The sequence below is a fragment of the Curtobacterium uvaldense genome, from assembly GCF_028307415.1.
GTDB lineage: Bacteria > Actinomycetota > Actinomycetes > Actinomycetales > Microbacteriaceae > Curtobacterium.
The window spans coordinates 1-22,635 of record NZ_JAQMHU010000002.1 but is presented as its reverse complement, the minus strand read 5'-3'; the positions used below and the strand labels follow the sequence as shown (position 1 = coordinate 22,635).

The 22,635-nt window shown below is 71.9% G+C and carries 23 protein-coding genes; 3 read left to right on the top strand and 20 right to left on the bottom strand.

Annotation, left to right across the window (positions count from 1 at the left end; translation table 11 throughout):
* Nucleotides 1-154: 154 nt before the first annotated feature.
* The 12 genes from PIJ49_RS01670 to hrcA all read right to left on the bottom strand — a co-directional run bounded on the left by PIJ49_RS01670 (nt 155) and on the right by hrcA (nt 11,733).
* Nucleotides 155-1,555: an ABC transporter permease gene (locus tag PIJ49_RS01670; protein ID WP_251154956.1), complete on the bottom strand. Its 1,401-nt coding sequence runs from the start codon at nt 1,553-1,555 to the stop codon at nt 155-157.
* Nucleotides 1,552-2,304, bottom strand: coding sequence for an ABC transporter ATP-binding protein (locus PIJ49_RS01665; RefSeq protein ID WP_251154955.1), 753 nt, complete (start codon nt 2,302-2,304; stop codon nt 1,552-1,554). The genes PIJ49_RS01670 and PIJ49_RS01665 overlap by 4 nt, the downstream gene beginning before the upstream one ends.
* A 136-nt stretch (nt 2,305-2,440) precedes the next feature.
* Nucleotides 2,441-3,130 carry a response regulator transcription factor gene (locus PIJ49_RS01660; protein WP_066653881.1) on the bottom strand — a complete coding sequence of 230 codons (690 nt, stop codon included), beginning with the start codon at nt 3,128-3,130 and terminating at the stop codon, nt 2,441-2,443.
* Nucleotides 3,127-4,362: a sensor histidine kinase gene (locus tag PIJ49_RS01655; protein WP_144411283.1), complete on the bottom strand. Its 1,236-nt coding sequence runs from the start codon at nt 4,360-4,362 to the stop codon at nt 3,127-3,129. The genes PIJ49_RS01660 and PIJ49_RS01655 overlap by 4 nt, the downstream gene beginning before the upstream one ends.
* 56 nt (nt 4,363-4,418) lie before the next feature.
* Entirely contained in the window at nt 4,419-5,399 is a 981-nt protein-coding gene (gene era, locus PIJ49_RS01650) for a GTPase Era (RefSeq protein ID WP_066653875.1), read from the bottom strand.
* Nucleotides 5,396-6,718: a hemolysin family protein gene (locus PIJ49_RS01645; protein ID WP_066653872.1), complete on the bottom strand. Its 1,323-nt coding sequence runs from the start codon at nt 6,716-6,718 to the stop codon at nt 5,396-5,398. The genes era and PIJ49_RS01645 overlap by 4 nt, the downstream gene beginning before the upstream one ends.
* 4 nt (nt 6,719-6,722) lie before the next feature.
* The gene (ybeY, locus tag PIJ49_RS01640; RefSeq protein WP_066653869.1) at nt 6,723-7,184 is read right to left on the bottom strand and encodes an rRNA maturation RNase YbeY; all 462 of its coding nucleotides are present in this window, start codon (nt 7,182-7,184) and stop codon (nt 6,723-6,725) included.
* The gene (locus PIJ49_RS01635) at nt 7,181-8,242 is read right to left on the bottom strand and encodes a PhoH family protein (RefSeq protein ID WP_245171450.1); all 1,062 of its coding nucleotides are present in this window, start codon (nt 8,240-8,242) and stop codon (nt 7,181-7,183) included. The genes ybeY and PIJ49_RS01635 overlap by 4 nt, the downstream gene beginning before the upstream one ends.
* A gap of 109 nt (nt 8,243-8,351) precedes the next feature.
* Nucleotides 8,352-8,708: a histidine triad nucleotide-binding protein gene (locus tag PIJ49_RS01630; RefSeq protein WP_066653863.1), complete on the bottom strand. Its 357-nt coding sequence runs from the start codon at nt 8,706-8,708 to the stop codon at nt 8,352-8,354.
* 32 nt (nt 8,709-8,740) lie between these two features.
* Nucleotides 8,741-9,487, bottom strand: a complete 747-nt coding sequence (locus PIJ49_RS01625) for a 16S rRNA (uracil(1498)-N(3))-methyltransferase (RefSeq protein ID WP_251154952.1) — start codon at nt 9,485-9,487, stop codon at nt 8,741-8,743.
* Entirely contained in the window at nt 9,487-10,599 is a 1,113-nt protein-coding gene (gene dnaJ / locus PIJ49_RS01620) for a molecular chaperone DnaJ (protein WP_066653858.1), read from the bottom strand. Before dnaJ ends, PIJ49_RS01625 begins: the two co-directional genes overlap by 1 nt.
* Before the next feature lie 111 nt (nt 10,600-10,710).
* Entirely contained in the window at nt 10,711-11,733 is a 1,023-nt protein-coding gene (hrcA, locus tag PIJ49_RS01615; RefSeq protein ID WP_209683023.1) for a heat-inducible transcriptional repressor HrcA, read from the bottom strand.
* A 108-nt stretch (nt 11,734-11,841) separates the two neighbouring features.
* Between hrcA and PIJ49_RS01610 the strand changes: the two genes are divergently transcribed.
* Nucleotides 11,842-12,285 carry a DUF4870 domain-containing protein gene (locus PIJ49_RS01610; RefSeq protein WP_235426567.1) on the top strand — a complete coding sequence of 148 codons (444 nt, stop codon included), beginning with the start codon at nt 11,842-11,844 and terminating at the stop codon, nt 12,283-12,285.
* Between the two features lie 22 nt (nt 12,286-12,307).
* On the opposite strand, the gene hemW is transcribed toward PIJ49_RS01610, so the two are convergent.
* Nucleotides 12,308-13,543, bottom strand: coding sequence for a radical SAM family heme chaperone HemW (gene hemW, locus PIJ49_RS01605; RefSeq protein ID WP_066658103.1), 1,236 nt, complete (start codon nt 13,541-13,543; stop codon nt 12,308-12,310).
* Between the two features lie 28 nt (nt 13,544-13,571).
* Here hemW and PIJ49_RS01600 point away from each other — a divergent pair, with 28 nt between their 5' ends.
* Nucleotides 13,572-14,264, top strand: a complete 693-nt coding sequence (locus tag PIJ49_RS01600) for an HAD family hydrolase (protein ID WP_271825378.1) — start codon at nt 13,572-13,574, stop codon at nt 14,262-14,264.
* Nucleotides 14,265-14,334: 70 nt separating this feature from the next.
* Here the strand turns inward: PIJ49_RS01600 and PIJ49_RS01595 are convergent, their stop codons facing one another.
* From PIJ49_RS01595 to PIJ49_RS01565, 7 genes are all read right to left on the bottom strand, one after another.
* The gene (locus tag PIJ49_RS01595) at nt 14,335-14,982 is read right to left on the bottom strand and encodes a DUF1990 domain-containing protein (RefSeq protein WP_066653852.1); all 648 of its coding nucleotides are present in this window, start codon (nt 14,980-14,982) and stop codon (nt 14,335-14,337) included.
* A gap of 37 nt (nt 14,983-15,019) precedes the next feature.
* Nucleotides 15,020-16,327 carry a 3-keto-alpha-glucoside-1,2-lyase-like domain-containing protein gene (locus PIJ49_RS01590; protein ID WP_271825375.1) on the bottom strand — a complete coding sequence of 436 codons (1,308 nt, stop codon included), beginning with the start codon at nt 16,325-16,327 and terminating at the stop codon, nt 15,020-15,022.
* Nucleotides 16,324-17,262, bottom strand: a complete 939-nt coding sequence (locus PIJ49_RS01585; RefSeq protein WP_271825373.1) for a S24/S26 family peptidase — start codon at nt 17,260-17,262, stop codon at nt 16,324-16,326. Before PIJ49_RS01585 ends, PIJ49_RS01590 begins: the two co-directional genes overlap by 4 nt.
* Nucleotides 17,259-17,882: a hypothetical protein gene (locus PIJ49_RS01580; RefSeq protein WP_271825371.1), complete on the bottom strand. Its 624-nt coding sequence runs from the start codon at nt 17,880-17,882 to the stop codon at nt 17,259-17,261. The genes PIJ49_RS01585 and PIJ49_RS01580 overlap by 4 nt, the downstream gene beginning before the upstream one ends.
* Before the next feature lie 10 nt (nt 17,883-17,892).
* Nucleotides 17,893-18,516 carry a hypothetical protein gene (locus PIJ49_RS01575; RefSeq protein WP_271825370.1) on the bottom strand — a complete coding sequence of 208 codons (624 nt, stop codon included), beginning with the start codon at nt 18,514-18,516 and terminating at the stop codon, nt 17,893-17,895.
* Between the two features lie 338 nt (nt 18,517-18,854).
* A complete protein-coding gene (gene lepA, locus PIJ49_RS01570) occupies nt 18,855-20,702 on the bottom strand; it encodes a translation elongation factor 4 (RefSeq protein WP_066653837.1) in 1,848 nt (615 codons plus the stop codon).
* Between the two features lie 157 nt (nt 20,703-20,859).
* Nucleotides 20,860-22,026, bottom strand: coding sequence for a pyridoxal phosphate-dependent aminotransferase (locus PIJ49_RS01565; protein WP_066653834.1), 1,167 nt, complete (start codon nt 22,024-22,026; stop codon nt 20,860-20,862).
* 216 nt (nt 22,027-22,242) lie between these two features.
* Between PIJ49_RS01565 and rpsT the strand changes: the two genes are divergently transcribed.
* Nucleotides 22,243-22,503, top strand: a complete 261-nt coding sequence (rpsT, locus tag PIJ49_RS01560) for a 30S ribosomal protein S20 (protein ID WP_058729393.1) — start codon at nt 22,243-22,245, stop codon at nt 22,501-22,503.
* Nucleotides 22,504-22,635: the final 132 nt, after the last annotated feature.

Below are 22,635 nucleotides of genomic sequence, written 5' to 3'. Positions count from 1 at the left end.
CACGACGGACTCCGCGACGAGGTGGGCCGTGTGTCAGGCCTCGTCGCGGCAGCGAAGGAGGAGGAGCGCCGAGTACATCGCTGCCACCGTAGCACTGGTACACCAGCGCGGTGCAAGTGGATGACGTCCCGGACGCTCCTCCCGACCCGTGCGATCAGTCGACGGCGAGCGCCTCGGTCGGCGACACCCGCATGGCCCGCCGGACCGGTGCGACCGTGGCGACGACCGCGAGCACGAGGGCCCCCACCACCACGACCGCGACGGTCAGCGGCGGCAGCACGGGCGTGACGACCGTCCCGAGCGAGCCGAGCATCGTCTGCCCGCCGACCCAGCCGTACAGGGTGCCGAGGACGAGTCCGGTGACGACCGCGGCGACGACCATCTGCACGGCCTCGGTCACGATCATGCGTCGGACCTGCGCTCCGGTCAGCCCGAGGACGCGCAGCAGGCCGAGCTCACGACGACGCTGGAGCACGCCGAGCGCGAGGGCGTTCACGACGCCGACCGCGGCGATCACCGCGGAGAACCCGACGATCACGCTCACGACGGCGTTCAGCTGCACGAAGAAGTCCCGCTGCGCCTGGACCGCGTCCGCCGGCAGGGAACCGTCGCCCATCGCCGCCATCTGGGTCTCGACCACGTGCTGCATGATCCCGAGCGCGACCGCGAAGGTGACGAGCAGGGTCACGCCGATGACGAGCCCGATGGTGGCCCGTGACGACCGGCCCGGAGCCCGCATCGCGTTGCGACCGGCGAGCAGGACGACCGGGTCACGGGACCCGATCCGACCGATGAACTGCAGGACCGGGGGCATCACGATCGTCGCGCCGACCGCGACCCCGGCGAAGGAGACGAACCCGCCGAGGGCCGCCGGCAGGACGGCCGCGGGCGTGGCGGGGCTGAGGACCAGACCGAGCACCATCAGCAGCGCACCGACCGTCATGAGCAGGACCGCCCAGACCGTCCGCGCCCGGCCCGACCGGACGTCGGCGTGGCTCGGCTCGACGGTCGATGACAGCGCCTGCAGCGGCGTGACCGTCAGCACCCGGCGGGACCCGGCCGCGAACGCGCCCCAGGTCGCCAGGACCACGGCGACGAGCGGCAGCACGAGTTCCCACGGGACGAGCGTGTAGGTGGTGTCGGGGATAAAGCCGGTGCTCCGCAGGACCGCGACGAAGCATGCGGCCAGCCCGGTGCCGACGACGGTGCCCACCGCGCCGCCCACGGCACCGACGACGAGGCCGGTGCGGGTCGTCCGGGCACGCAGGGTGGCGCCCGTCGCCCCGATCAACCGCTGGAGTGCGATCGTGCGGGTCTGCCCCGCGATGATCGTGGCGCAGGTGTTCGCCGTCACGATCGCACCGACGTAGAGGGCGATGCCGAGGAAGAGCCACCCGACGACGGACAGGATCGCCCGGACGGGTGCGAGGCCGTCGAGACCCGCGGCAGCCATCGCCTGGGTCACGATGCCGGGAGCGATGACGAGGGCGGACCCGAACGTCGTGCCGAGGGCTGCGACGAGGACCGTCGGGGCGAACGTGCGCAGGCCGGTCACGCGGCTGCCTCCATCCCGAGCATCGTCGCCGAGATCTCGGCGGCGGTCATCGACGGGCGGTCGTCCACGATCCGCCCGTCGGCGAGGAAGAGGATGCGGTCCGCGTTCGCGGCGGCCGTCGGGTCGTGCGTCACCATGACGACGCTCTGCCCCCACTCCTGCACGGCGCCGCGGAGGATCGCGAGGACGTCACGCCCGGTGCGCGAGTCGAGGGCGCCCGTCGGCTCGTCCGCGACCACCACGGCGGGACGCGACGCGAGCGCACGCGCGATCGCGACGCGCTGCTGCTGTCCGCCGGAGAGTTGGTGCGGCCGGTGGGTCAGACGGTCACCCAGGCCGAGCAGGTCGACGAGCCGGTCGATCCACGCCGACTCGTCCCGGCTCGGCTGGTGCCCACCGAGCAGGAACGGCAGCCGGATGTTCTCCCGCACGTCGAGCGTCGGGACGAGGTTGAAGGACTGGAACACGAACCCGAGCCGGCGACGGCGCAGTTCGGTGAGCTCGCGGTCCCCGAGGCCGGTGATGTCGACCCCGTCGATCGTGATCCGCCCGGTGCTCACCGCGTCGAGCCCCGCGGCGACGTGCATGAGCGTCGACTTGCCGGAGCCCGACGGCCCCATCACGGCGGTGAACTCCCCCGCCCCGATGTCGACGCTGACGTCGTCGAGCGCGGTGACGCGGCGGGCGGCGTCGCCGTAGTGCTTGGACACGTGGTCGAGCCGGATGATCGGGGTGTGGTTGGTGGTCATGCTCCGAGCCTGGCGGCCGGGAGGCGCGTCCCGCGTCCGTCGCGCGGCTCCTGTGGATGGTCCGCTCGGCTCGACGTGCTGTGGAGGGGTCATCCTGTCGGATGACAGCGGGTCGCTCCGCCGGTCGACGCCGGGGTCAGTCGGCCCTGGGCACCAGCCCGTGCTCGTGCGCGAACACGACGAGCCGGACGCGGTCCCGCAGGTCGAGCTTGCTGAGCACGCGCGAGATGTGCGTCTTCACCGTCGCCTCGCTGACGTACTCGTGCTGGGCGATCTCGCTGTTGCTGTACCCGCGTGCCGCGAGGTCGAAGATCTCCCGCTCACGGGGCGTCAGCTCGGCGAAGGCGGCGGGCACCGCGGCGGCCTGGGCCGCGCCGTCGTCGTACCGGCGGAGGAGCTCGCGGGTGGCGGAGGCGGCGAACACGGCGGTGCCGGCGTGCACGGTCCGGACCGCGGCGAGCAGGAACTCCGGGTCGGCGTCCTTGAGCACGAAGCCGCTCGCGCCCGCCCGGATCGCCTTCGCGGCAGCCTCGTCGAAGTCGAAGGTGGTGAGCACGAGCACCTTCGCGGCGTCTGCCCCGCCCTGCTCGACGATCCGTGCGGTCGCGGTGATCCCGTCCATCACGGGCATCCGGACGTCCATGAGCACCACGTCCGCCCCGGTGCGCCGCACGAGCTCGGCGCCCTCGGCCCCGTCGCCGGCCTCACCGACGAACTGCAGGTCGGGCTGTGAATCGATGAGCATCCGGATCCCGGTGCGGAAGAGCGCCTGGTCGTCGACGAGGGCGACCCGGATCGGGCCACCGGTCGGCTGGGACGTGGTCATCTGGTGCGCTCCTGCTCCATCTGGGTGATGCGGCCGCGGGGGAACTGGCCGCTCGCGGGGACCGCGGGCATGCGCACGGCCACCACGAAGTCGTCACCGCGGTGCCCGGCCGTCATCGACCCCCCGGTCATCGTGACACGCTCGCGCATGCCGACCAGTCCGTGCCCGGTGCCGGGGCCGCTGGAGCCGTCGTCGGCGCGCCGGTTCACGACGGTGATCTCGACGGTGTCGGGACGGTAGGTCAGCGCGGTGTGGACCGGTGTCCCGCTCTCCCCGTGCTTCCACGCGTTCGTCAGGCTCTCCTGGACGATCCGGTACACGGCGAGCTGGGTCGTCGTGGGCAGACCGGTCGGGTCGCCTTCCCGGTCCACACGGACGTCGAGGCCGACCTCGCGCATCTCGGCCACGAGCACCTCGAGGTCGGCTGCCTCGGGCGTCGGGGCGGTCCCCTGCTCGTGCCGCAGGGCGCCGAGCAGCTCGCGGACGTCACCGAGGGCACTGCGAGCGGTGCTCGAGATGGTCTCGAGCGCCTGGTCCGCGATCGCGGGGTCGGTCTTGGCGGCGTAGCGTGCCCCGTCCGCCTGGGCGATGACGACAGCCAGCGAGTGCGCGACGATGTCGTGCATGTCGCGGGCGATCCGCACCCGCTCCTGCTCGACCGCGACCGCACGGTCGGCGCGTGCGGCATCCCGTTCGGCGACCAGCTGGGCCTCCCGGCTCATGCTCGCGGACCGGCGGGCGCGGCGGACGAGTCCGGCGAGCCACGGCAGCAGGAGCAGCAGCAGGACGCCGGCGAACGTCGCGAGCACGACCTGCAGGGTCTCGAGCGTGGGCGACGAGGCGGTCTCGATGCCGGAGCGGCGCTGGTGGTCGTACAGCCCGACGTACGCCGCCGCGACCGCGGATCCGCCGATGGCCGAGACCAGGCCGGCGATGCGGACGCGCTTGCTGCCGTAGGCGCTCGTGGTGAAGAGCACGCCGGCGAGCAGCGCGTTCGAGTAGTCCGGCACCTGCATGGTCACCATCTCGAAGACGGCGATCACCCACGAGAGTGCGAGCGACAGCCCCGGCGACAGGCGACGGATCGCGAGGGCGATGCTCAGTCCGACCACCGTCACCAGCCAGAGGGACGGCAGGTCGGCGGACGCACGCAGGAGCGTCAGCAGCCCGCCGAGCAGCACCGCTGTGGTGACGTCGGTGACGAGCTGCGCGCGCAGCAGGGGGCGGAACACCACCCCACGGTACGACGCGGCCGGAGGACGCGCGTCCGACCAGGGGATGACCCGGATCAGAAGCCCAGACGGCCGAGCTGCTTCGGGTCGCGCTGCCACTCCTTGGCGACCTTGACACGGATGTTCAGGTAGACGTGGCGACCGCCGAGCAGCGACTCGATCTCGGCCCGGGCACGTGATCCGACGTCCCGGAGCCGCTCGCCGCCCCGCCCGATGACGATCGCCTTCTGGCTGTCGCGCTCGACGAACAGGTTCGCGAAGATCCGCAGCGGTCCGTCGGGGTCGTCCTCGTCGTCGGGCTCGACGACGTCCTCGATGACGACCGCGAGCGAGTGCGGCAGCTCGTCGCGGACGCCCTCGAGCGCGGCCTCGCGGACGAGCTCGGCGATGCGGTCCTCGTCGGTCTCCTCGGTGACGGTGGAAGCGTCGTACAGCTGCGGCGACTCGGGCAGCAGCTTCGTGATCTCGGCGAGCAGCACCTCGAGCTGCAGGCCCTTCGTCCCCGACGTCGGGATGATCGTGTCCCACTCCCGCAGCTGGGACACCGCGAGGAGCTGCTCGCCGACGCGGTCCTTCGGGGTGCCGTCGATCTTCGTGACGATCGCGATCTTCCGCGCCCGCGGGTACTGGTCGAGCGACTCGTTGATGAACCTGTCGCCCGGCCCGATCGGCTCGTCGGCCGGCACGCAGAAGCCGATCACGTCGACGTCACCGAGCGTCGACTGCACGAGGTCGTTGAGCCGTTCGCCGAGCAGGGTGCGGGGCCGGTGCACGCCGGGGGTGTCGACGATGATGACCTGGCCGTCGGGCCGGTGCACGATGCCCCGGATGGCGCGTCGCGTGGTCTGGGGCTTCGACGAGGTGATCGCGACCTTCTCGCCGACCAGGGCGTTCGTCAGCGTCGACTTGCCGACGTTCGGACGCCCGACGAAGGAGACGAAGCCGGCGCGGTACGGCTGGCCCGGTGTGTCGGTCCCCGTGGTCGCGTCGGTGTCCGTACCCGTGTCGGTGCCGTGGTCGGGTTCGTGATCGGTCATGCGTTCGGGGTTCCCGTCGTGCTCGGAGTGGTCTCGTCGAGGGCGTCCTCGGCGTCCTGCAGGGCGGCGCTCCGCTCGGCGAGGACGGTGATCAGGTGGCGGCGCTTGCCCTCGACACGGTCGGCGGTCAGCGCGACCCCGGAGACGGTGACCTGCTCGCCGCGGACCGGCAGCCGGCCGAGCTCCTTCGTCAGCAGGCCACCGGCGGTGTCGACGTCGTCGTCCTCGAGCTCGACGCCGAAGAGGTCGCCGAGCTCGTCGATCGGCATGCGGGCGGAGATGCGCCAGACGCCCGGGCCGACCTCGGTCCGGTCGACCACGGTGCGGTCGTACTCGTCGGAGATGTCGCCGACGAGTTCCTCGATGAGGTCCTCCATCGTCACGAGCCCGGCGACGCCGCCGTACTCGTCGACCACGAGCACCAGGTGGTTCTTGGCGACCTGCATGTGCCGGAGGGTGTCGTCCGCGGGCTTCGACTCGGGGACGAACTCGGCCGGTCGCAGCAGCGCCGTCACCGGTTCCCGCTCGCTGCCGGGCTGCTCGTACAGGGCGCGGGAGACGTCGCGCAGGTAGAGCACGCCGAGCACGTCGTCGCTGTCCTTACCGGTGACCGGCATGCGCGAGACGCCGGCGACCAGGAACCGTTCCATCCCCGCGGCCAGGGTGGCCTCCCCGTCGACCGTGAGCATGTCGGTCCGGGGCACCATGACCTCGCGCACCAGGGTGTCGCTGAACTCGAAGACCGAGTGGATGAGCTCGCGGTCGTCCTGTGCGAGCACGTTGCTCTCGGTCGCCTCGTCGACGAGCGAGAGCAGTTGCTCCTCGCTCGACACCGTCGATGCGCTGCGGCCACGGCCGGGGGTCACCCGGTCCCCGATCGCGACGAGGAGCCCGGCGAGCGGACCGAGCACGATCCGGACGGCGCGCACGAGTCCTCCGGTGGCGCCGATGAGGCGCTCGGCGTGTGCGCGTCCGACGCTGCGCGGGCTCGACCCGACGAGCACGAACGACACGGCCGTCATGATCGCAGCGGACACGACCAGGGCCACCCACCAGGTGTCGAACACCGTGACGAGGGCGATCGTGACGAGCACCGCGGCGGCGGTCTCGGCGAGCACGCGGACGAAGTTCAGGGCGTTGACGTGCGCGCCGACGTCGTCGGCCACGGCCTCGATCGCACGACGGTTACGGCTGCCACGGGCGATCTCGTCGAGGTCGGCGCGGGACAGCACGGTGAGCGCGGCGTCGGACGCGGCGAGCAGACCGCCGACGACGACCAGGACGAACGCCGCCGCGAGCAGGACGGCGACGAGCACCATCAGGTCACCGCCCGCGTCGCTGTGCCGCGAAGGCGGAGAGGATCTCGCCCTGCAGCCCGAACATCTCGGCCTTCTCCTCCGGCTCGGCGTGGTCGAAGCCGAGCAGGTGGAGGATGCCGTGGCACGTGAGCAGCAGCATCTCGTCGGTGGTGGTGTGCCCCGCGGTCTTCGCCTGCTCGGCGGCGACCTGCGGGCACACGACGATGTCGCCGAGCAGCCCGGCCGGTGTCGGCTCGTCCTCGGTCCCCGGACGGAGCTCGTCCATCGGGAAGCTCAGGACGTCCGTCGGACCCGGCTCGTCCATCCACCGGACGTGCAGCTGCTCCATCGCGCCCTCGTCGACCAGGACGATCGCGAGCTCCGCGTCCGCGTGGACGTGCAGCGCGTCGAGCGCGAAGGCGGCGAGGCGCTGGACGGCCTGTTCGTCGACCTCGACACCCGACTCGTTGTTGAGCTCGATGCTCACCGGTTGCCTCCTCGGGCGTCGTTCTGGGGGTACGTGGACTGCTGGCGGTCCTGCGGCGGGCGCCCGCGACGCTCGGCTCGGTTCGCTCCGGCGGGGTTGCCCGTCGGCGCGGTCCCCCGGCCGGCGGGGCGGTGCCCGGCCTGCTCCGCCAGACGTTCCTCGTCGTACACGGTGTAGGCGTCGACGATCCGTCCGACCAGGGTGTGGCGGACGACGTCCTCGCTGCCGAGCCGGGCGAAGTGGATGTCGTCGACGTCGCCCAGGATCCGCGTGACGAGCCGGAGACCCGACAGGTTGCCGGGCAGGTCGACCTGCGTGATGTCACCGGTGACGACCATCTTCGAGCCGAAGCCGAGGCGCGTCAGGAACATCTTCATCTGCTCGGGCGTGGTGTTCTGCGCCTCGTCGAGGATCACGAACGAGTCGTTCAGCGTCCGGCCGCGCATGTACGCCAGCGGTGCGACCTCGACGGTGCCGGCCGCCAGCAGCTTCGGGACCAGCTCGGGGTCCATCATCTCGTTGAGGGCGTCGTACAGCGGGCGCAGGTAGGGGTCGATCTTGTCGGTCAGCGTGCCCGGCAGGAACCCGAGCCGCTCGCCCGCCTCGACCGCGGGACGGGTCAGGATGATGCGGGTGACCTCGCGCCGCTGCAGTGCCTGGACGGCCTTCGCCATCGCCAGGTAGGTCTTGCCGGTGCCCGCGGGGCCGATGCCGAAGGTGATGGTGTGCTGGTCGATGGCGTCGACGTAGGCGCGCTGCCCGTCGGTCTTCGGCCGCACCGACTTGCCGCGGCTCGCCACGATCGGGGTGCCGAACGTGTCCGAGGGCTTGCGGTCCTCGTCGAGGATCCGCGCCGACGTCGGGATGTCGGCCGGACCGATGTCCTGCCCGCGCTTCACCATGCCGACGAGCTCGTCGACGAGCGCGTGGGCACGGGCGACGTCGCGCTCGGGTCCGGTGAGCGAGACCTCGTTGCCGCGGACGAGCACCCGGACGCCCGGGTACTGCCGCTCGACCGTCTTGAGCAGGCGGTCCTGCGGGCCGAGGAGCTGGACCATCGCGATGCCGTCGACCCGGATGTCGACGACGACGTCGGACGGGTCGGACACGGGTCGGGTCGTGGGTCGGTCCGGTGCGGGCGCGTCGGACGCGGGGTGGACGGAGTCGTCAACCGGCAAGGAGATTCCCTTCGTGCAGATCACCTGCGAGGACGTGCGCGTGCACGTGGAACACGGTCTGACCGGCGGCTTCGCCGGTGTTGAAGACGAGACGGAACTGGCCGCCGGCCCGCTCGTCCGCGATGCGGCGGGCGGTCGCGACGACGTGCGCCAGCAGCTCGGGGTCACCGGCGGCGAGCTCGGTGACGTCGCGGTACTCCTCGGTCTTGGGCACCACGAGCACGTGGACGGGTGCCTTCGGGGCGATGTCCTCGAACGCGATCACCCGGTCGTCCTCGGCCACGATGGTCGCGGGGACCTCGCGCGCGACGATCCTCGAGAAGATGCTCGGCTCGCTGCTGCTCATGGAGACCATCGTAGGACCCGCCTCCGACGCCGCTACCAGCGCCCGAGCATGGTCTGCAGGACGGCCAGGGCGGACGGTCCGGCGGTCGAGGTGCGGAGCACGGTGTCCCCGAGCCGCACGCGGACGGCGCCGGCGGCCTCGAGCCGGTCGAACTCGGGACCGTCGATCCCGCCCTCGGGTCCGACGACCAGGACGATCTCGTCGACGTCGGCCGGCGGCTCCCACGCCGAGAGCCGCACCGCGCCGACCGGGTCCAGCACGACCAGCGCACGCCGCGCCTCCCGGCCGACCGCGGCCAGCTGCGCCGTCGTCACCGGTGCGTCCACCGTCGGGACGCGCGACCGGACCGCCTGCTTCGCGGCCTCCTGCGCGATCGCCGCCCACCGGGCGCGTCCCTTCTCGACCTTCGCGCCGTCCCACCGCGACACGCTGCGCGCTGCCGCCCAGGGGACGATGCGGTCGACGCCGATCTCGGTGGCTGCCTGCACCGCCATCTCGTCACGCCCGCCCTTCGCGAGCGCCTGCACGAGCACCAGCGCCGGACGCGGTTCCGCCTCGACGTCGACGTCGGCGACCGTCAGGGTCAGCGTGTCCTTGCCGGTCGACGCGACCGCGCCCGTGACGACCGTGCCCCGGCCGTCGGAGAGGCGCAGCGTCTCGCCGACGCGGACCCGCGCGACCGAGACGGCGTGTCGGCCCTCCGCGCCGTCGAGCGACACCGCGTCACCGGCGCCGAGGTCGTCGAGGGTCCCCGGACCGACGAGGTAGAGCGATGCCATCAGAAGTTGAAGAAGCGGTCGCGGAGCTTGCCGAACATGCCCTGCTGGAAGCGGGCGAGCTGCGGTCCCGGTGCCTTGTGCGTCTTCGCGAGCTGCTCGACGAGCCCACGTTCCTTGTGCGAGAGCTTGGTCGGGGTCACGACCTGCACGCCGACGCGGAGGTCGCCCCGGCCGGTGCCGCGCAGCTTCGTCACGCCGCGGTCCTTGATGACCAGGACGTCGGCGCTCTGCACGCCCGGACGGATCTCGAGCTCGACCGGCCCGTCGAGCCCGTCGATCGTCGTGTGCGCGCCGAGGATCGCATCGGTCATCTGGACCTCGAGCGTCGCGAGCAGGTCGTCGCCGTCGCGGCTGTAGACGTCGTGGTGGCGCACCTTGACCTCGAGGTACAGGTCGCCGGACGGGCCGCCCGCGGGTCCGACCTCGCCCTGGCCCGGCATCTGCAGGCGCAGCCCGGTCTCGACGCCGGCGGGGACGTCGACGGGGATGGTCCGGCGGGCACGGACGCGCCCCTGGCCCTGGCACGTCGGGCAGGGACTCGGGATGACGGTGCCGTAGCCGCGGCACGTCCCGCAGGGCGCGCTGGTCACGACGTTGCCGAGGAGCGAGCGGACCTGACGCTGGATGTGCCCGGAGCCGCCGCAGATGTCGCAGGTGCGCGGGCTGGTCCCCGGCGCGCAGCACGAGCCGTGGCAGGTGTCGCAGACGACGGCCGTGTCGACCTCGACGTCCTTGTGGGTGCCGAAGACGACCTCGTCGAGGTCGACCTCGATGCGCAGCAGGGCGTCCTGCCCGCGCTCGGCACGGCTGCGCGGACCGTTGCCGCGTCCGCCGCCGCCACCCCCGCCGAAGAAGGCGTCGAAGATGTCGCTGAAGCCACCGGCGGCACCGCCGCCGAAGGGGCTCTCCTGCGGGCCGGCGTCGTAGCGTCGGCGCTGCTCCGGGTCGCTCAGCACGTCGTACGCGTGCGTCACGTCCTTGAAGCGCTCGGCCGCGTCCGGGCTCGGGTTGACGTCCGGGTGGAGCTCGCGCGCCAGCCGTCGGTAGGCCTTCTTGATGTCGGCATCGGAGGCGTCCGGCTGGACGCCGAGGACGTCGTAGTGGTCTGCCACGGTTCCCTCAGTCGGTTTCGGTTCGGTCGGTGGGTCGCGGCGGTCGCCGCGGTCCGGTCTGGAGGCGCGGAGCCGGTCCGCTGGACACCGCGCGTCGGGCGCAGGGTCCGGTCAATGTTCGCCCAGCAGCTTGGACAGGTACCGTGCGACCGCACGGACGGCCGCCATGTTCGTGCCGTAGTCCATGCGGGTGGGGCCGAGGACCCCGAGTCGGGCGACCGCTCCGCCGCCGGCGAGGTAGCCACCGGCGACGATGCTCGTCGCGTCGAGGCCGTACTCGGCGTTCTCGACGCCGATGCTCGCGGCCACGGCCACGTCGTCCACCTGCATCTCGCCGAACAGGCGGAGCAGGGTCACCTGCTCCTCGATCGCCTCGAGCACGGAGAACAGTCCGCCGGAGAAGTCGCGTTCGCTCTTCGCCAGGTTCGCCGCGCCGGCCATGACCAGGCGGTCCTGCCGGTTCGCCGCGACCTGCTCGATGAGCGTCGCGACGACGACGCCGCCGAGGGTCTGCGCGTCCGGACGGAGCTGCTGCGGCACCTCGCGCAGGGCACGCGGGACGTCCTGCAGCAGGAGCCCGACGCTCGCCCCGTTCACGACGGTGCGGAGCTCGGTGAGCGACCCCTCGTCGAGGGGGACGTCCGTCTCGACCACGCGCTGCTCGACCCGGGCGGTGTCGGTGATGAGCACGACCATCAGGCGGGTGTCACCGAGCCGGACGAGCTCGACGTGCTGCACGCGTGCGCGCACCATCGACGGGTACTGCACCAGCGCGACCTGGTTGGTGAGCTGGCTGAGCAGGCGGACCGTGCGACCGAGGACCTCGTCGAGGTCGTTCGGCGTGCCGAGGAAGGTCTCGATGGCGTGGCGCTGCGCGCTCGACAGCGGCCGGGCTGCGGCCAGGTGGTCGACGAAGAGTCGGTACCCCTTGTCGGTCGGCACCCGCCCCGACGAGGTGTGCGGCGCCACGATCAGCTGTTCGTCCTCGAGCTGCGCCATGTCGTTGCGGATCGTCGCGGCGCTGACCCCGAAGGCGTGACGCTCGACGATCGTCTTCGAGCCGACGGGCTCGCGCGAGGCGACGTAGTCCCGCACGATCGCCTTGAGGACCTCGAGGGAGCGTTCGCTGACCATCCGGACCCCTTCCGTTCGATGCTGGCACTCGGACGTGTCGACTGCTGATCCTACGCCCGACCGCCGACCGACCGGGACCGCCGGGGCCCACGCCGGTACGCTCACGGCATGAGCTACGGACAGCAACCGGGCGGCCCGCAGGACGGCCGCTACGGCCAGCAGCAGGGCGGACCCCAGAACCCGCAGGGACCGCAGTACCCGGCCGGCTTCACGCCGCCCCAGCCGATGTCGCCGGAGGACCAGCGACTCTGGGCGACGCTGACGCACGTCGGCGGCATCTTCTTCAGCCTGGTCGTGCCGATCATCGCCTACCTGGTGCTGCGCGACCGCGGGCAGTTCGTGAAGGAGCACACCCGTCAGGCACTGAACTTCCACATCACGATGGCGATCGCCGGGTTCGTGTGCAGCCTGTTGGCGTTCGTCGTCATCGGACTCGTGCTGCTGCCGATCCTGTACGTGATCGTGATCGTCTTCGCGATCATGGCCGCCCTCGCGGCGAACCGCGGTGACTTCTACCGCTACCCGCTCACCATCGAGTTCATCAAGCAGTAGCGCGCGAGCGACCGCCGGCGCGTCAGTCGAGCAGCTCGCGGACGACCGCGTCCGCGAGCAGCCGGCCCTGCAGGGTGAGCTCGATGCGTCCCCGCACCGCGGCCGTGCCGTCCACGAGGCCACGCGCGATGAGACCGGCGACCCGGCCACGTGCCTCCCGGCCGAGCTCCGCGGTGGTGAGCTCGCCGCGGACGCGCGCGGCGAGCAGCACCCGTTCGACGTACCGGGTGTCGGCGTCGAGCGTCTCGCGCCCCGCCGCGGGCGACTCGCCTGCCAGCACCCGGTTCGCGTACGCGGCCGGGTGCTTCACGTTCCACCAGCGGGTGCCGGCGACCGCGGAGTGCGCACCCGGGCCGACGCCCCACCAGTCGTGGCCCTTCCAGTAGGACAGGTTGTGTCGGCTCGCGTGGCGCTCCGGACCACCGGCCTCGTCGGTGCGCGCCCAGTTCGAGACCTCGTACCAGGAGTACCCGGCGTCGGCCAGGGTCCGGTCGGCGAGCTCGTACATGTCGGCGGCGAGGTCGTCGTCCGGGGCCGGCAGGTCGCCGCGGGCCACCATGCGCCCCATCGCCGTGCCGTCCTCGACGATGAGCGAGTACGCCGACACGTGGTCGGGCGCGCAGGCCAGCGCGGCCTCGAGCGAGGTGCGCCAGTCGTCGAGCGACTCCCCCGGGGTCGAGTAGATGAGGTCGAGGCTGACGTCGAGGCCCTGCTGCTTCGCGAGGTCCACCACGACCGGAACCCGCTCGGGGTCGTGGGTCCGGTCGAGCGTCGCGAGGACGTGCGGGACGGCCGACTGCATGCCGTAGCTCATCCGGGTGAACCCGCCGCGCTGCAGGGTCGCGATCGCGTCCGCGTCCACGGAGTCCGGGTTCGCCTCGGTGGTGACCTCCGCCCCCGGCAGGATGCCCCACGTGTCGTCGATCGCCCGGAGGATCATCACCAGGTCGTCCGCCGGCAGCATCGTCGGCGTGCCACCGCCGAAGAACACCGTCGAGACCGGGCGTCGCGGCACCCCGGAGCGGTCGAGGACCTCGGCCGCCCACCGGATCTCCTGCACCGCGTGGCCGGCGTAGTCGTCACGGCGCACCCCGCGCAGCTCGGACGCCGTGTAGGTGTTGAAGTCGCAGTAGCCGCACCGCACCCGGCAGAACGGCACGTGGACGTAGACGCCGAAGGGGACGTCGCCGGCGCCGGGGCCAGGGGTGAGCAGGCCGTCCGCGGGAGCGGGATCGGCGATCGGGAGCGCACTCGGCATGGACTCCATTCTCGGCCATGATGGAGCCATGGAGCACCACACCGTCCCCACCACGGTGCTGTGGGACATCGACGGCACCCTCGTGCTGAACGCGGCGTCGCCCGGCAACCTGTACCACCTGGCCGTCGAGCGCGCGGTCGGCCGCGACCTCGTGCTGAAGGTCGGACACCAGCACGGCCGGACCGACGCCGGGCTCATCGCGGACCACGTCCGGGCACACGACCTCGACGACGCGCTCATCCCCACGGTCAGCCGGCACCTGCGCGACCTGACCGACGAGCGCTACGGCCGGGGCGAACGCCGCTCCCCCGCCCCCGGAGCCGCCGCGCTCGTCCGCCGGTTCGCCGGACTCGGCTGGCGGAACGGCCTGCTGACCGGCAACTCCGAGCACCGGGCCCGCGTGAAGCTGGGCGGGGCGGGCTTGGACCTCGGCGCCTTCGACTGGGAGCACTCGTACTTCGGGGACGCGGAGGTCGAGCGCACCGGCGTCACCGCACGCGCCGCCGCCGCCCTGTCCGGGGAGCGAGCCGTCATCGTCGGCGACACCCCGCGGGACGGCGAGGCGGCCGACGCGGTGGGGATCCCGTTCGTCGCGGTCGCGACCGGGGTCTACGAGGTCGACGCCCTGCGTGGGACGAGCGCGGTGTGCGTCGCGCGGGACTGCGTGCAGGACGCCCGACTGCTCGAGGAGGCGATCGCCGCGCTGCCGCCGCTGCGCTGAGCGGCGGCGGCGGTGGCGGTCGGTCGGTGCGCCGTACCGAGCACGCGGTCGGACGCCTCGTGTCGACCGGTCAGTCGCCGCGCAGTGCGCTGAGGTACTTCGCTGCCATGACCCGCTGCTGTCGACGGAGCAGCGGCGCCACGAACGCCCACTTCCGGCTCGACGGCTGCGAGAACTGGCGGACCTGCAGCCACACCGAACCGTCGCTCGTGCGCTCGACCACGAAGGACTCCTCGCCGGACAGCGGGTGCCCCTCGAGCGTGCCGTAGGCGAAGCCCTTGCGGTCGGTCTCGTCGATGATCGACACGACGCGGACCGGCGCGTGCACGGTCTGCCCGAACGCGTGCATCTCGAGCGTCGCCGTGGTGCCCGCCGTCAGCAGCGGGGTGCCGTCGGCGGCGAACTTCTCCACCCGGGGCGTGCCGATCGAGGCCGGTGCGATCGGGACACCGTGCTCGTCGAACGTCACCGGGTTGTAGCGGACCTCGTCGTCGTCGGGATGGTCCTCGACCTGCACCCGGATGCCGCTGCGCTCCTGGATCTGCCAGGTCAACGCCTGCGTCACCGCGGTCTCGAACCGGGCGTCGCCGTGGCCGATGCGCGCCCGCGACTCCGCCGGGGTGAAGCCCTCCGGCGGGTAGGTCATGAGGTCCGCCGCCTGCGTGGCACCGACGGCACCGTAGGTCAGGGCGGTCCGGTAGCTGCCGCGGGAACTCATGGAGCCATCGTACCGGGGCCGCTCGGCCCGACCTGTGTCAGCGTGGCGTGACGGCGAGGTTCCGCCACTCGGCCTCGGTGCCCTGCTCGCGGATCCCGACCGCGCCGCTCGTCGACGAGCAGGCACCGAAGGACACGCGACCCTGGACGGGTGTCCCGCCGTCGGCCGGTGACGCGGTGGCCGTGATCGTGCAGCCGACCGCCTCGACGGTGAGGTGCCACCACTCCTCGGCCTGCACCGTCCGACCGAAGGACACGAACGACCCGACGAACCCGGGCGACCGGTGCTCGCCGATGGTCATCCCGGTCGCGGTGATGCCGACGGAGTAGGCGCGCATCGAGTCGATCCCCGTGGACGGGTCGTTCACCCGGACGACGAGACCCGCGTCGCTGCCCGACCTCGGGGTGCGCATCAGGCGCACGTCGCCCGTCAGGGTCATGTCGCCCCAGACCCGGTTCAGGACCTGCTTGTCCCCGGTGTTCGCGTAGGCCGTGCTGCGGATCCGTTCCTCCTGCTGGTCGATCGCCCACGTGCCCCCGAACACCCGCGCGGGCGCTCCGTCCTCGAACCGGCCCGTGGCGAGGGTCGAGTTGTACGGGTCCGCCGCGAGCGAGGGTGCGAGGGCACCCGCTGTGGCCGTCACGAAGCGGTAGCCGGCTGCGCTGCCGTTGCCGCGCAGCCCGATCGCGCCCGACGTCAGGCAGTCGGCCGACGACTCAGAGACGCTCGCCCGCGTCCAGTCGTTCGCGCCGACGGTGGTCGACCAGGCGGTGATGCCGCACCCGGCGGCCTGCACGACCACGTGGTAGAACTGTCCGTTCGCGAGCCTGCCGGGGATCGTCGCGGACGCCAGTCGGGTCGTCGCACCGTGCTTCGTCCGGCTGATCGACAGCGTGTTGTCCGTCCGGTCCAGACCGATCGAGTACCCCGTGAACGCATCGGCACCCGGAGCGGGATCCGTGACGCGGACCAGGAGCCCTGCGTTCGTCCCGCTGTTCACCTGGACGTCCGCCTGCATCGTGTAGTCCGTCCACGACGGGTCACCCGTGACGGCCTTGGGCCCGTCGGAGGAGCCTGCCGTCTCGGTGAACGTGCCGTAGCCGAACTGCGTCCGGGTCGTCCAGGAGCCGCCGTAGGTCCTCCACGCCCCCTGCCCTCCGGCGAAGGAGTCACGGAACGGCAGGCCCGTCAGGGCGTAGTCACCGACCGTGCTCGCGGTGCTCCGGTTCGACGACGCGGCCGTGTACGCGGCGAGGGTGGGATCGGCCGTCGTGGTGCCACCGGTCGCCACGATGAGCGCCACGACGAGCGCCCCGGTGAGCACGCCCGCCGTCCTGGCACTCACGACGACACCGCCGGGAGGTCCGTCGCAGGGTCCTCCGTGTGCCCGGGATCGGGGAGGCGGAGGCTCTGCGACCGGGCCAGGAGGACCCCGACGACGAGGGGTGCGGCACAGAGCAGGGCGAGCACCGCCCAACCGAGCGGGGAGAGGTCGAGTCGAGCGGCGAGCGCGACCGCGCCGTCCGACCCCGGAGGCAGGGGCACCTGACCGACGGCACCGCTGACGAGCCGGTCGGACGCACCGGACGGTCCGACCGCCCGGATCGGCAGCAGACCGGTCGAGACCACGTGTGCCACCGGCCGCGTCCCAGGGTCGACGCCGGTCACGACGAGGGCGGCGAACGGTCGGAAGACCGTCACCACGCCGGCCAGCACCGCGGCCGAGCCGAGCAGGCGAGCGGCGGTCCGCGGAGCGCCCGCGCCGAGGAGCCCGGTCAGGAGCCAGACGAGACCGACCCCGCCGACGGACCACGGCAGCATGCGGAGCGCCCACCCCGCACCGGGCAGGACTGCGACGACCCTGCCGACGACGTCAGCGCGGCTGACGGTCCAGCCGTCGGCGGCACCGTTCGCGTCGCCCTTGGTGGTGAACGCGCCGTCCTCCACCGCGCTGATGCGGTGCGTGTAGGGCAGTCGAGGCGCCGTCCCCCCGCCCTCGGCGTCCGGTGGGACGAAGGTGATGACGTCGCCGACGGCCAGCCGGTCCGGTCCGGGCGGCAGGGTGACGACGAGCGAGCCGACGGGTGCCGCGCGGCCCATCGACGGCGTCCGGACGTCGAACGTCCGGACGCCCGCGGCCGTCGCGGCCCCGACACCGAGCAGCACGAGCAGGACGACGGCGACGGTGACGACGAGCCGCACCGGCACCGCGCGGCCGGGAGCACGCCGGCGACCAGTCGCGGGGACGCCGATCGCCGCCCCGGTCTCCGCCACCGTCATGCGGTGAAGGTCCACACGAGCGACTGGCTCATGCTCTGCGCCTGCGAGTCGTTCGGAGCCGCCGGGTCGAGGGCGACCGACACGACGGCGGTACCGCCCTGACCGGCCGCAGGCGCCGGGCTGACGGGGAAGGTCCGCCCGCCGAGCGCCGCGGCGCTCTCCCCCGAGACCACGGTCGTGGTCCCCGTCGGCGTCGTCCACGTCACGGTGACGCGCAACCAGGAGCAGATGCTGTTCGACGTCGAGACGGTGCCGATGCAGGTGCCGGGGGTGAGCGAGAAGGCGGACGCGGTGACCCCTCCGGTGTTCCTGATCACCGTGGAGGTGCCGCGCGTCGTGTCCCCCGGCCGGAGGTCCTTGCCCGCGTAGAGGTCGGTCGAGCAGGTCGTGGTGGCCGTGGCGGTGCTCCTGCACGCCACGGTCGAGGCGTCAGGGCCCTGCGTCATCTCGATCGAGACGGTGTTGGCGGTGTTCGTGGTGTTCGAGATCGACGCCGTGTACGCCGACGTCGTGCCGGTCGCCGTCAGTGCGAGGGCGACCGAGGCGACGAGTCCCGCCGCCGTGAGGAGCCAGCCCGTGCGCACCGAAGCCCGCGGGACGATCGTCGAGTGCCTTCCCACGACGGCACCGTCAGGCCGAGAACGTGAACGTGAGGGCCTGTGAGAGGGTCACACCCGACGTCGGCGCGGTCGCCCCGTCCGGGAGCGAGACCTGCACGGCCAGCGGGTAGCGCTCGCCTGCGGCGGGTGGGTAGGGCAGCGTGATCGCGTTCGCCGCGAGGTACGCGGGCGTCGTGGACGCGGGCAGCACGTCGGCGCCGCGCCAGGTCATCTTCACGACGAGCTGGCGGCACAGTTCCGACCCGCTCTCGGGCCTGGTCGCGCACGGTCCGCCGATCAGCCGGAAGCCGGTGGGCGTCGCCGTCCCGGTGTTCTCGAAGAAGATTGTCTGGGATTCCGACCGGCCCCCTGGTCGCAGGGACTGGCCGCCGTAGAGGTCCGGGTCGGTGCAGCTCGCCGTGCCGTCGGCCGCGGTCGTGCACGCACCCGGCGAACCGTCCGCCGTCGTCTCCACGATCTGGATGGTCGAGGTCGCGACCGTGTTGGTGCCGTGCAGGAAGGCCTGCGTGAAGACCGACAGCGTGCCGCTGAAGCTCATGGCGAGCACCACCGCAGCAGCGACGCCGGCGGCGACCAGGACGAGTTCGGACCGTCGGCGCCGTGCGCGGGGGACGGTCGTTGCGTGACGGGACATCGTGGTTCGCACCTCCGTGTGCACCCCGGGTCCTCGAGCGCCGTGGCGCAGGAGCACGCACGGTCCGGGCGGCCGGGTCCACCCTGAACTGAGGGGTCTTCAGTCGCCCTCGGTACAGATGCGACCGTACAGATCGGGTGACCTGCCCGGTCCCCCAGAGTGCGGGCAGACTGCCCGGTCCACCCACCGCATCCGCGGAGGACCAGGCCGACTGCCCCTGAAGCCCCGGCGGACTGCGCCCCGATCTCGTCCGCTTCGCGCACCGGGACGAGCGGATCCGGGAACGACGGAGCCCCGCTCGTGGCGGGGCTCCGTCGTGCTGCTCGTGCTCGCTGCGGCTACTTCTTCTTCTCTTCGACATCGCCCGAGAGCGCTGCGATGAAGGCTTCCTGCGGGACCTCGACGCGACCCACCATCTTCATGCGCTTCTTGCCCTCCTTCTGCTTCTCGAGGAGCTTGCGCTTGCGGGTGATGTCACCGCCGTAGCACTTCGCCAGGACGTCCTTGCGCATCGCACGGATGCTCTCGCGGGCGATGATCCGCGCACCGATCGCGGCCTGGATCGGCACTTCGAACTGCTGCCGCGGGATGAGCTTGCGGAGACGCTCGGTCATCAGCGTGCCGTACGCGTACGCCTTGTCGCGGTGCACGATCGCACTGAACGCGTCGACCTGCTCGCCCTGCAGCAGGATGTCGACCTTGACGAGGTCGGCGGCCTGGTCGCCGGTCGGCTCGTAGTCGAGCGAGGCGTAGCCCTGCGTCTTGCTCTTCAGCTGGTCGAAGAAGTCGAACACGATCTCGCCGAGGGGCATCTCGTACCGGATCTCGACGCGGTCCTCGCCCAGGTACTCCATGCCGAGCAGGGATCCGCGGCGCGACTGGCAGAGCTCCATGATCGCGCCGACGTAGTCCTTCGGCGCGAGGATCGCCGCGCGGACCATCGGCTCGCGGACCTCGACGATGCGACCGCCCGGGAACTCGGAGGGGTTCGTGACCTCGGTCACGGTCGTGTCCTCGTTCGTGACCTCGTAGATCACACTCGGGGCCGTCGTGATGAGGTCGAGGCCGAACTCCCGCGACAGGCGCTCGGTGATGATCTCGAGGTGCAGCAGGCCGAGGAAGCCGCAGCGGAAGCCGAAGCCGAGCGCCACCGAGGTCTCGGGCTCGTACACGAGGGCCGCGTCCGACAGCTTGAGCTTGTCGAGCGCCTCGCGCAGGTCCGGGTAGTCGGAACCGTCGATCGGGTACAGCCCCGAGAACACCATCGGCTTCGGGTCCGTGTACCCGGGCAGTGCCTCGGTCGCCGGCTTCTGCGCCGTCGTGACCGTGTCACCGACCTTCGACTGCCGGACGTCCTTCACACCGGTGATCAGGTAGCCGACCTCGCCGACCGACAGCCCCTTCGTCGGCTTCGGCTCGGGCGACGACACACCGATCTCGAGGATCTCGTGCGTCGACCGGGTCGACATCATCTGGACCTTCTCGCGCGGGTGGATCGTGCCGTCGATCATCCGGACGTACGTCACCACGCCGCGGTAGCTGTCGTAGACCGAGTCGAAGATCATCGCGCGGGGGGCCGCCTCGACGTCGCCGACCGGCGCCGGCACGGTCCGGACCACGCGGTCGAGGAGCTCGGCGACACCGACACCGGTCTTGCCCGAGACGCGGAGGACGTCCTCCGGCTTGCCACCGATGAGCTGCGCGAGCTCGGCAGCGTACTTGTCGGGGTCGGCCGCCGGCAGGTCGATCTTGTTGAGGACCGGGATGATCTCGAGGTCGTTCTCGAGCGCCAGGTACAGGTTGGCGAGCGTCTGGGCCTCGATGCCCTGCGCCGCGTCGACGAGCAGGATCGCGCCCTCGCACGCCGCGAGCGAGCGCGAGACCTCGTACGAGAAGTCGACGTGCCCGGGGGTGTCGATCATGTTCAGGGCGAAGGTCTGTCCGTCGAGCTCCCACGGCATGCGGACGGCCTGCGACTTGATCGTGATGCCGCGCTCGCGCTCGATGTCCATGCGGTCGAGGTACTGCGCACGCATCGCCCGCTCCTCGACGATGCCGGTGATCTGCAGCATGCGGTCGGCCAGCGTGGACTTGCCGTGGTCGATGTGCGCGATGATGCAGAAGTTGCGGATCGCCTCGGCCGGGGTCGCGGCGGGCTCGAGCGGCGCGGATGCTTGTGGGCTCACGGTTCCTCAGGGGGTCGGTGCGGTCGAACGATTGTCCCACGGTTGCACACGGGCAGCGCGCACCGCAGGCCGACCTGTGGAGGCGCGCCGGGGCCCTGGACGGTGTGCAGGACGGACCGGAGGCGCGTGGTCGTGCCCGTCACGGGCCTCCCGTCCGTCAGACGGTCACGCTGGCGGGCGCCGGCAGCGCTCCCAGGCCGCGACGGAGGTCGTCGACGGTCGCCGCCAGGCAGACCCGGATCCACCCCTCACCGGACCGACCGAAGGCGCTGCCCGGGGCGACCGCGACGTGCTCGCGGTGCAGGAACGCCAGCGCCCACTCGGCGACGTCGCCCTGCGACGCGTGCGAGACGTCGATCCACAGGTAGAAGGCGCCGCGCGGGTCGAGGTAGCGGATGCCCGCTGCGTCGAGGACCTCCTTCGCGACGGCGAGGTTCGCTCGGTAGTGCTCGCGTGCGTCCTGCACCGCCTGGTGGTCGCCCACGATCGCCGCCAGCGCGGCCCACTGGTCCGGCTCCGCGACGCAGCTGATCATCGCCTCCTGCGTCGTGCGCATCGTGGGCCCCATGCCCTTCGGCGTCACCAGGTAGCCGACCCGGACACCGGTCATCGCGTACGTCTTGCTCAGCGAGAAGGCGGTGAAGACCCGGTCGTCGTCGTCGAGGGCCGCGATGCTCACGTGACGCGTGCCGTGGGTGAAGTACTCGTAGACCTCGTCGCTGATCACCCACAGGTCGTGCCGCTTCGCCAGGGCCAGGAGCGCGCGCAGGGTGTCCTCGCCGAACACCGAGCCGAGCGGGTTCGACGGCGAGTTCACCACGATCGCACGGGTGTGCTCGGTGACGCTCGCCTCGAGTGCCGCGAGGTCGGGTTCGAAGTCGTGCTGCGGCTCGAGCCGGTACGGCACGGGGGTGGCACCGATGATGTGCGCGTTCATCGTGAAGGTCGTGTAGCCGGGGTCGGGCACCAGGACCTCGTCCCCGGGGCTCAGCACGAGGGTCATCGCCTGGAACAGTGCCTGGGTCGCGCCGATCGTCGTCCAGACCTGCTCGACGTCGACCTCGATGCGGTTCTCGCGACGGAGCTTGTCGCGGATCGCCGCACGGAGCGGTGCGATGCCGCCGTTCGGCGTGTAGTCCGTGCGGTCCTCGGTCCACGCGCGGCGCGCGGCCTCGCCGATGTGCGGCGCGACCGGGACGTCGGGCTCACCGATCACGAGCATCGCGACGTCGGTGTCGTCGGCTCGCAGCAGGGCCGCCTGCTCGTAGACGCGACGGATGCCGGAGGCGGGGACGGAGTCGATGCGTGGAGCGAGGGATGGCACCTCGTCACGGTAGCCCGTCCGTGTTGCGGGGGCGTTTCCGCCGTGCGGCCCTGGCACGGAGCACGGCGCGTCGGGGCTTTGGCGGTCCGTGGGTCTGCTGGTAGGGTTGGTGGCTGGCTTCCGCGTTCCCCGCCCACGGGTGGAACGCGATGCGACAGAGGGCCCCTCTACCCGACGTCGCGACCACCCGTAGCAGACGAACAAGGAGCAACACGCATGGCGAACATCAAGTCGCAGATGAAGCGCATCAAGACCAACCTCAAGGCCCAGGAGCGCAACAAGGCCTACCGCTCGGAGCTCAAGACGGTCATCCGCCACACGAACGAGGCCGTCGTCGCCGGCGACAAGGACAAGGCCGTCGCAGCGCTTGCCCTCGCGTCGAAGAAGCTCGACAAGGCCGTGAGCAAGGGCGTCATCCACAAGAACCAGGCGGCGAACCGCAAGTCGGCCATCGCCAAGAAGGTCTCCGCGCTCTGAGCGTCTGACACCTGCACGAGAGCCCCGCACCGATGGTGCGGGGCTCTCGTCGTTGCGGGGCGTGTCCGGGCGGGGCGTGGCGGCGCGGCGCGCTCGTGGCGGCGCGGCGGCTGCGGCGCCGCGCTCGTGGCG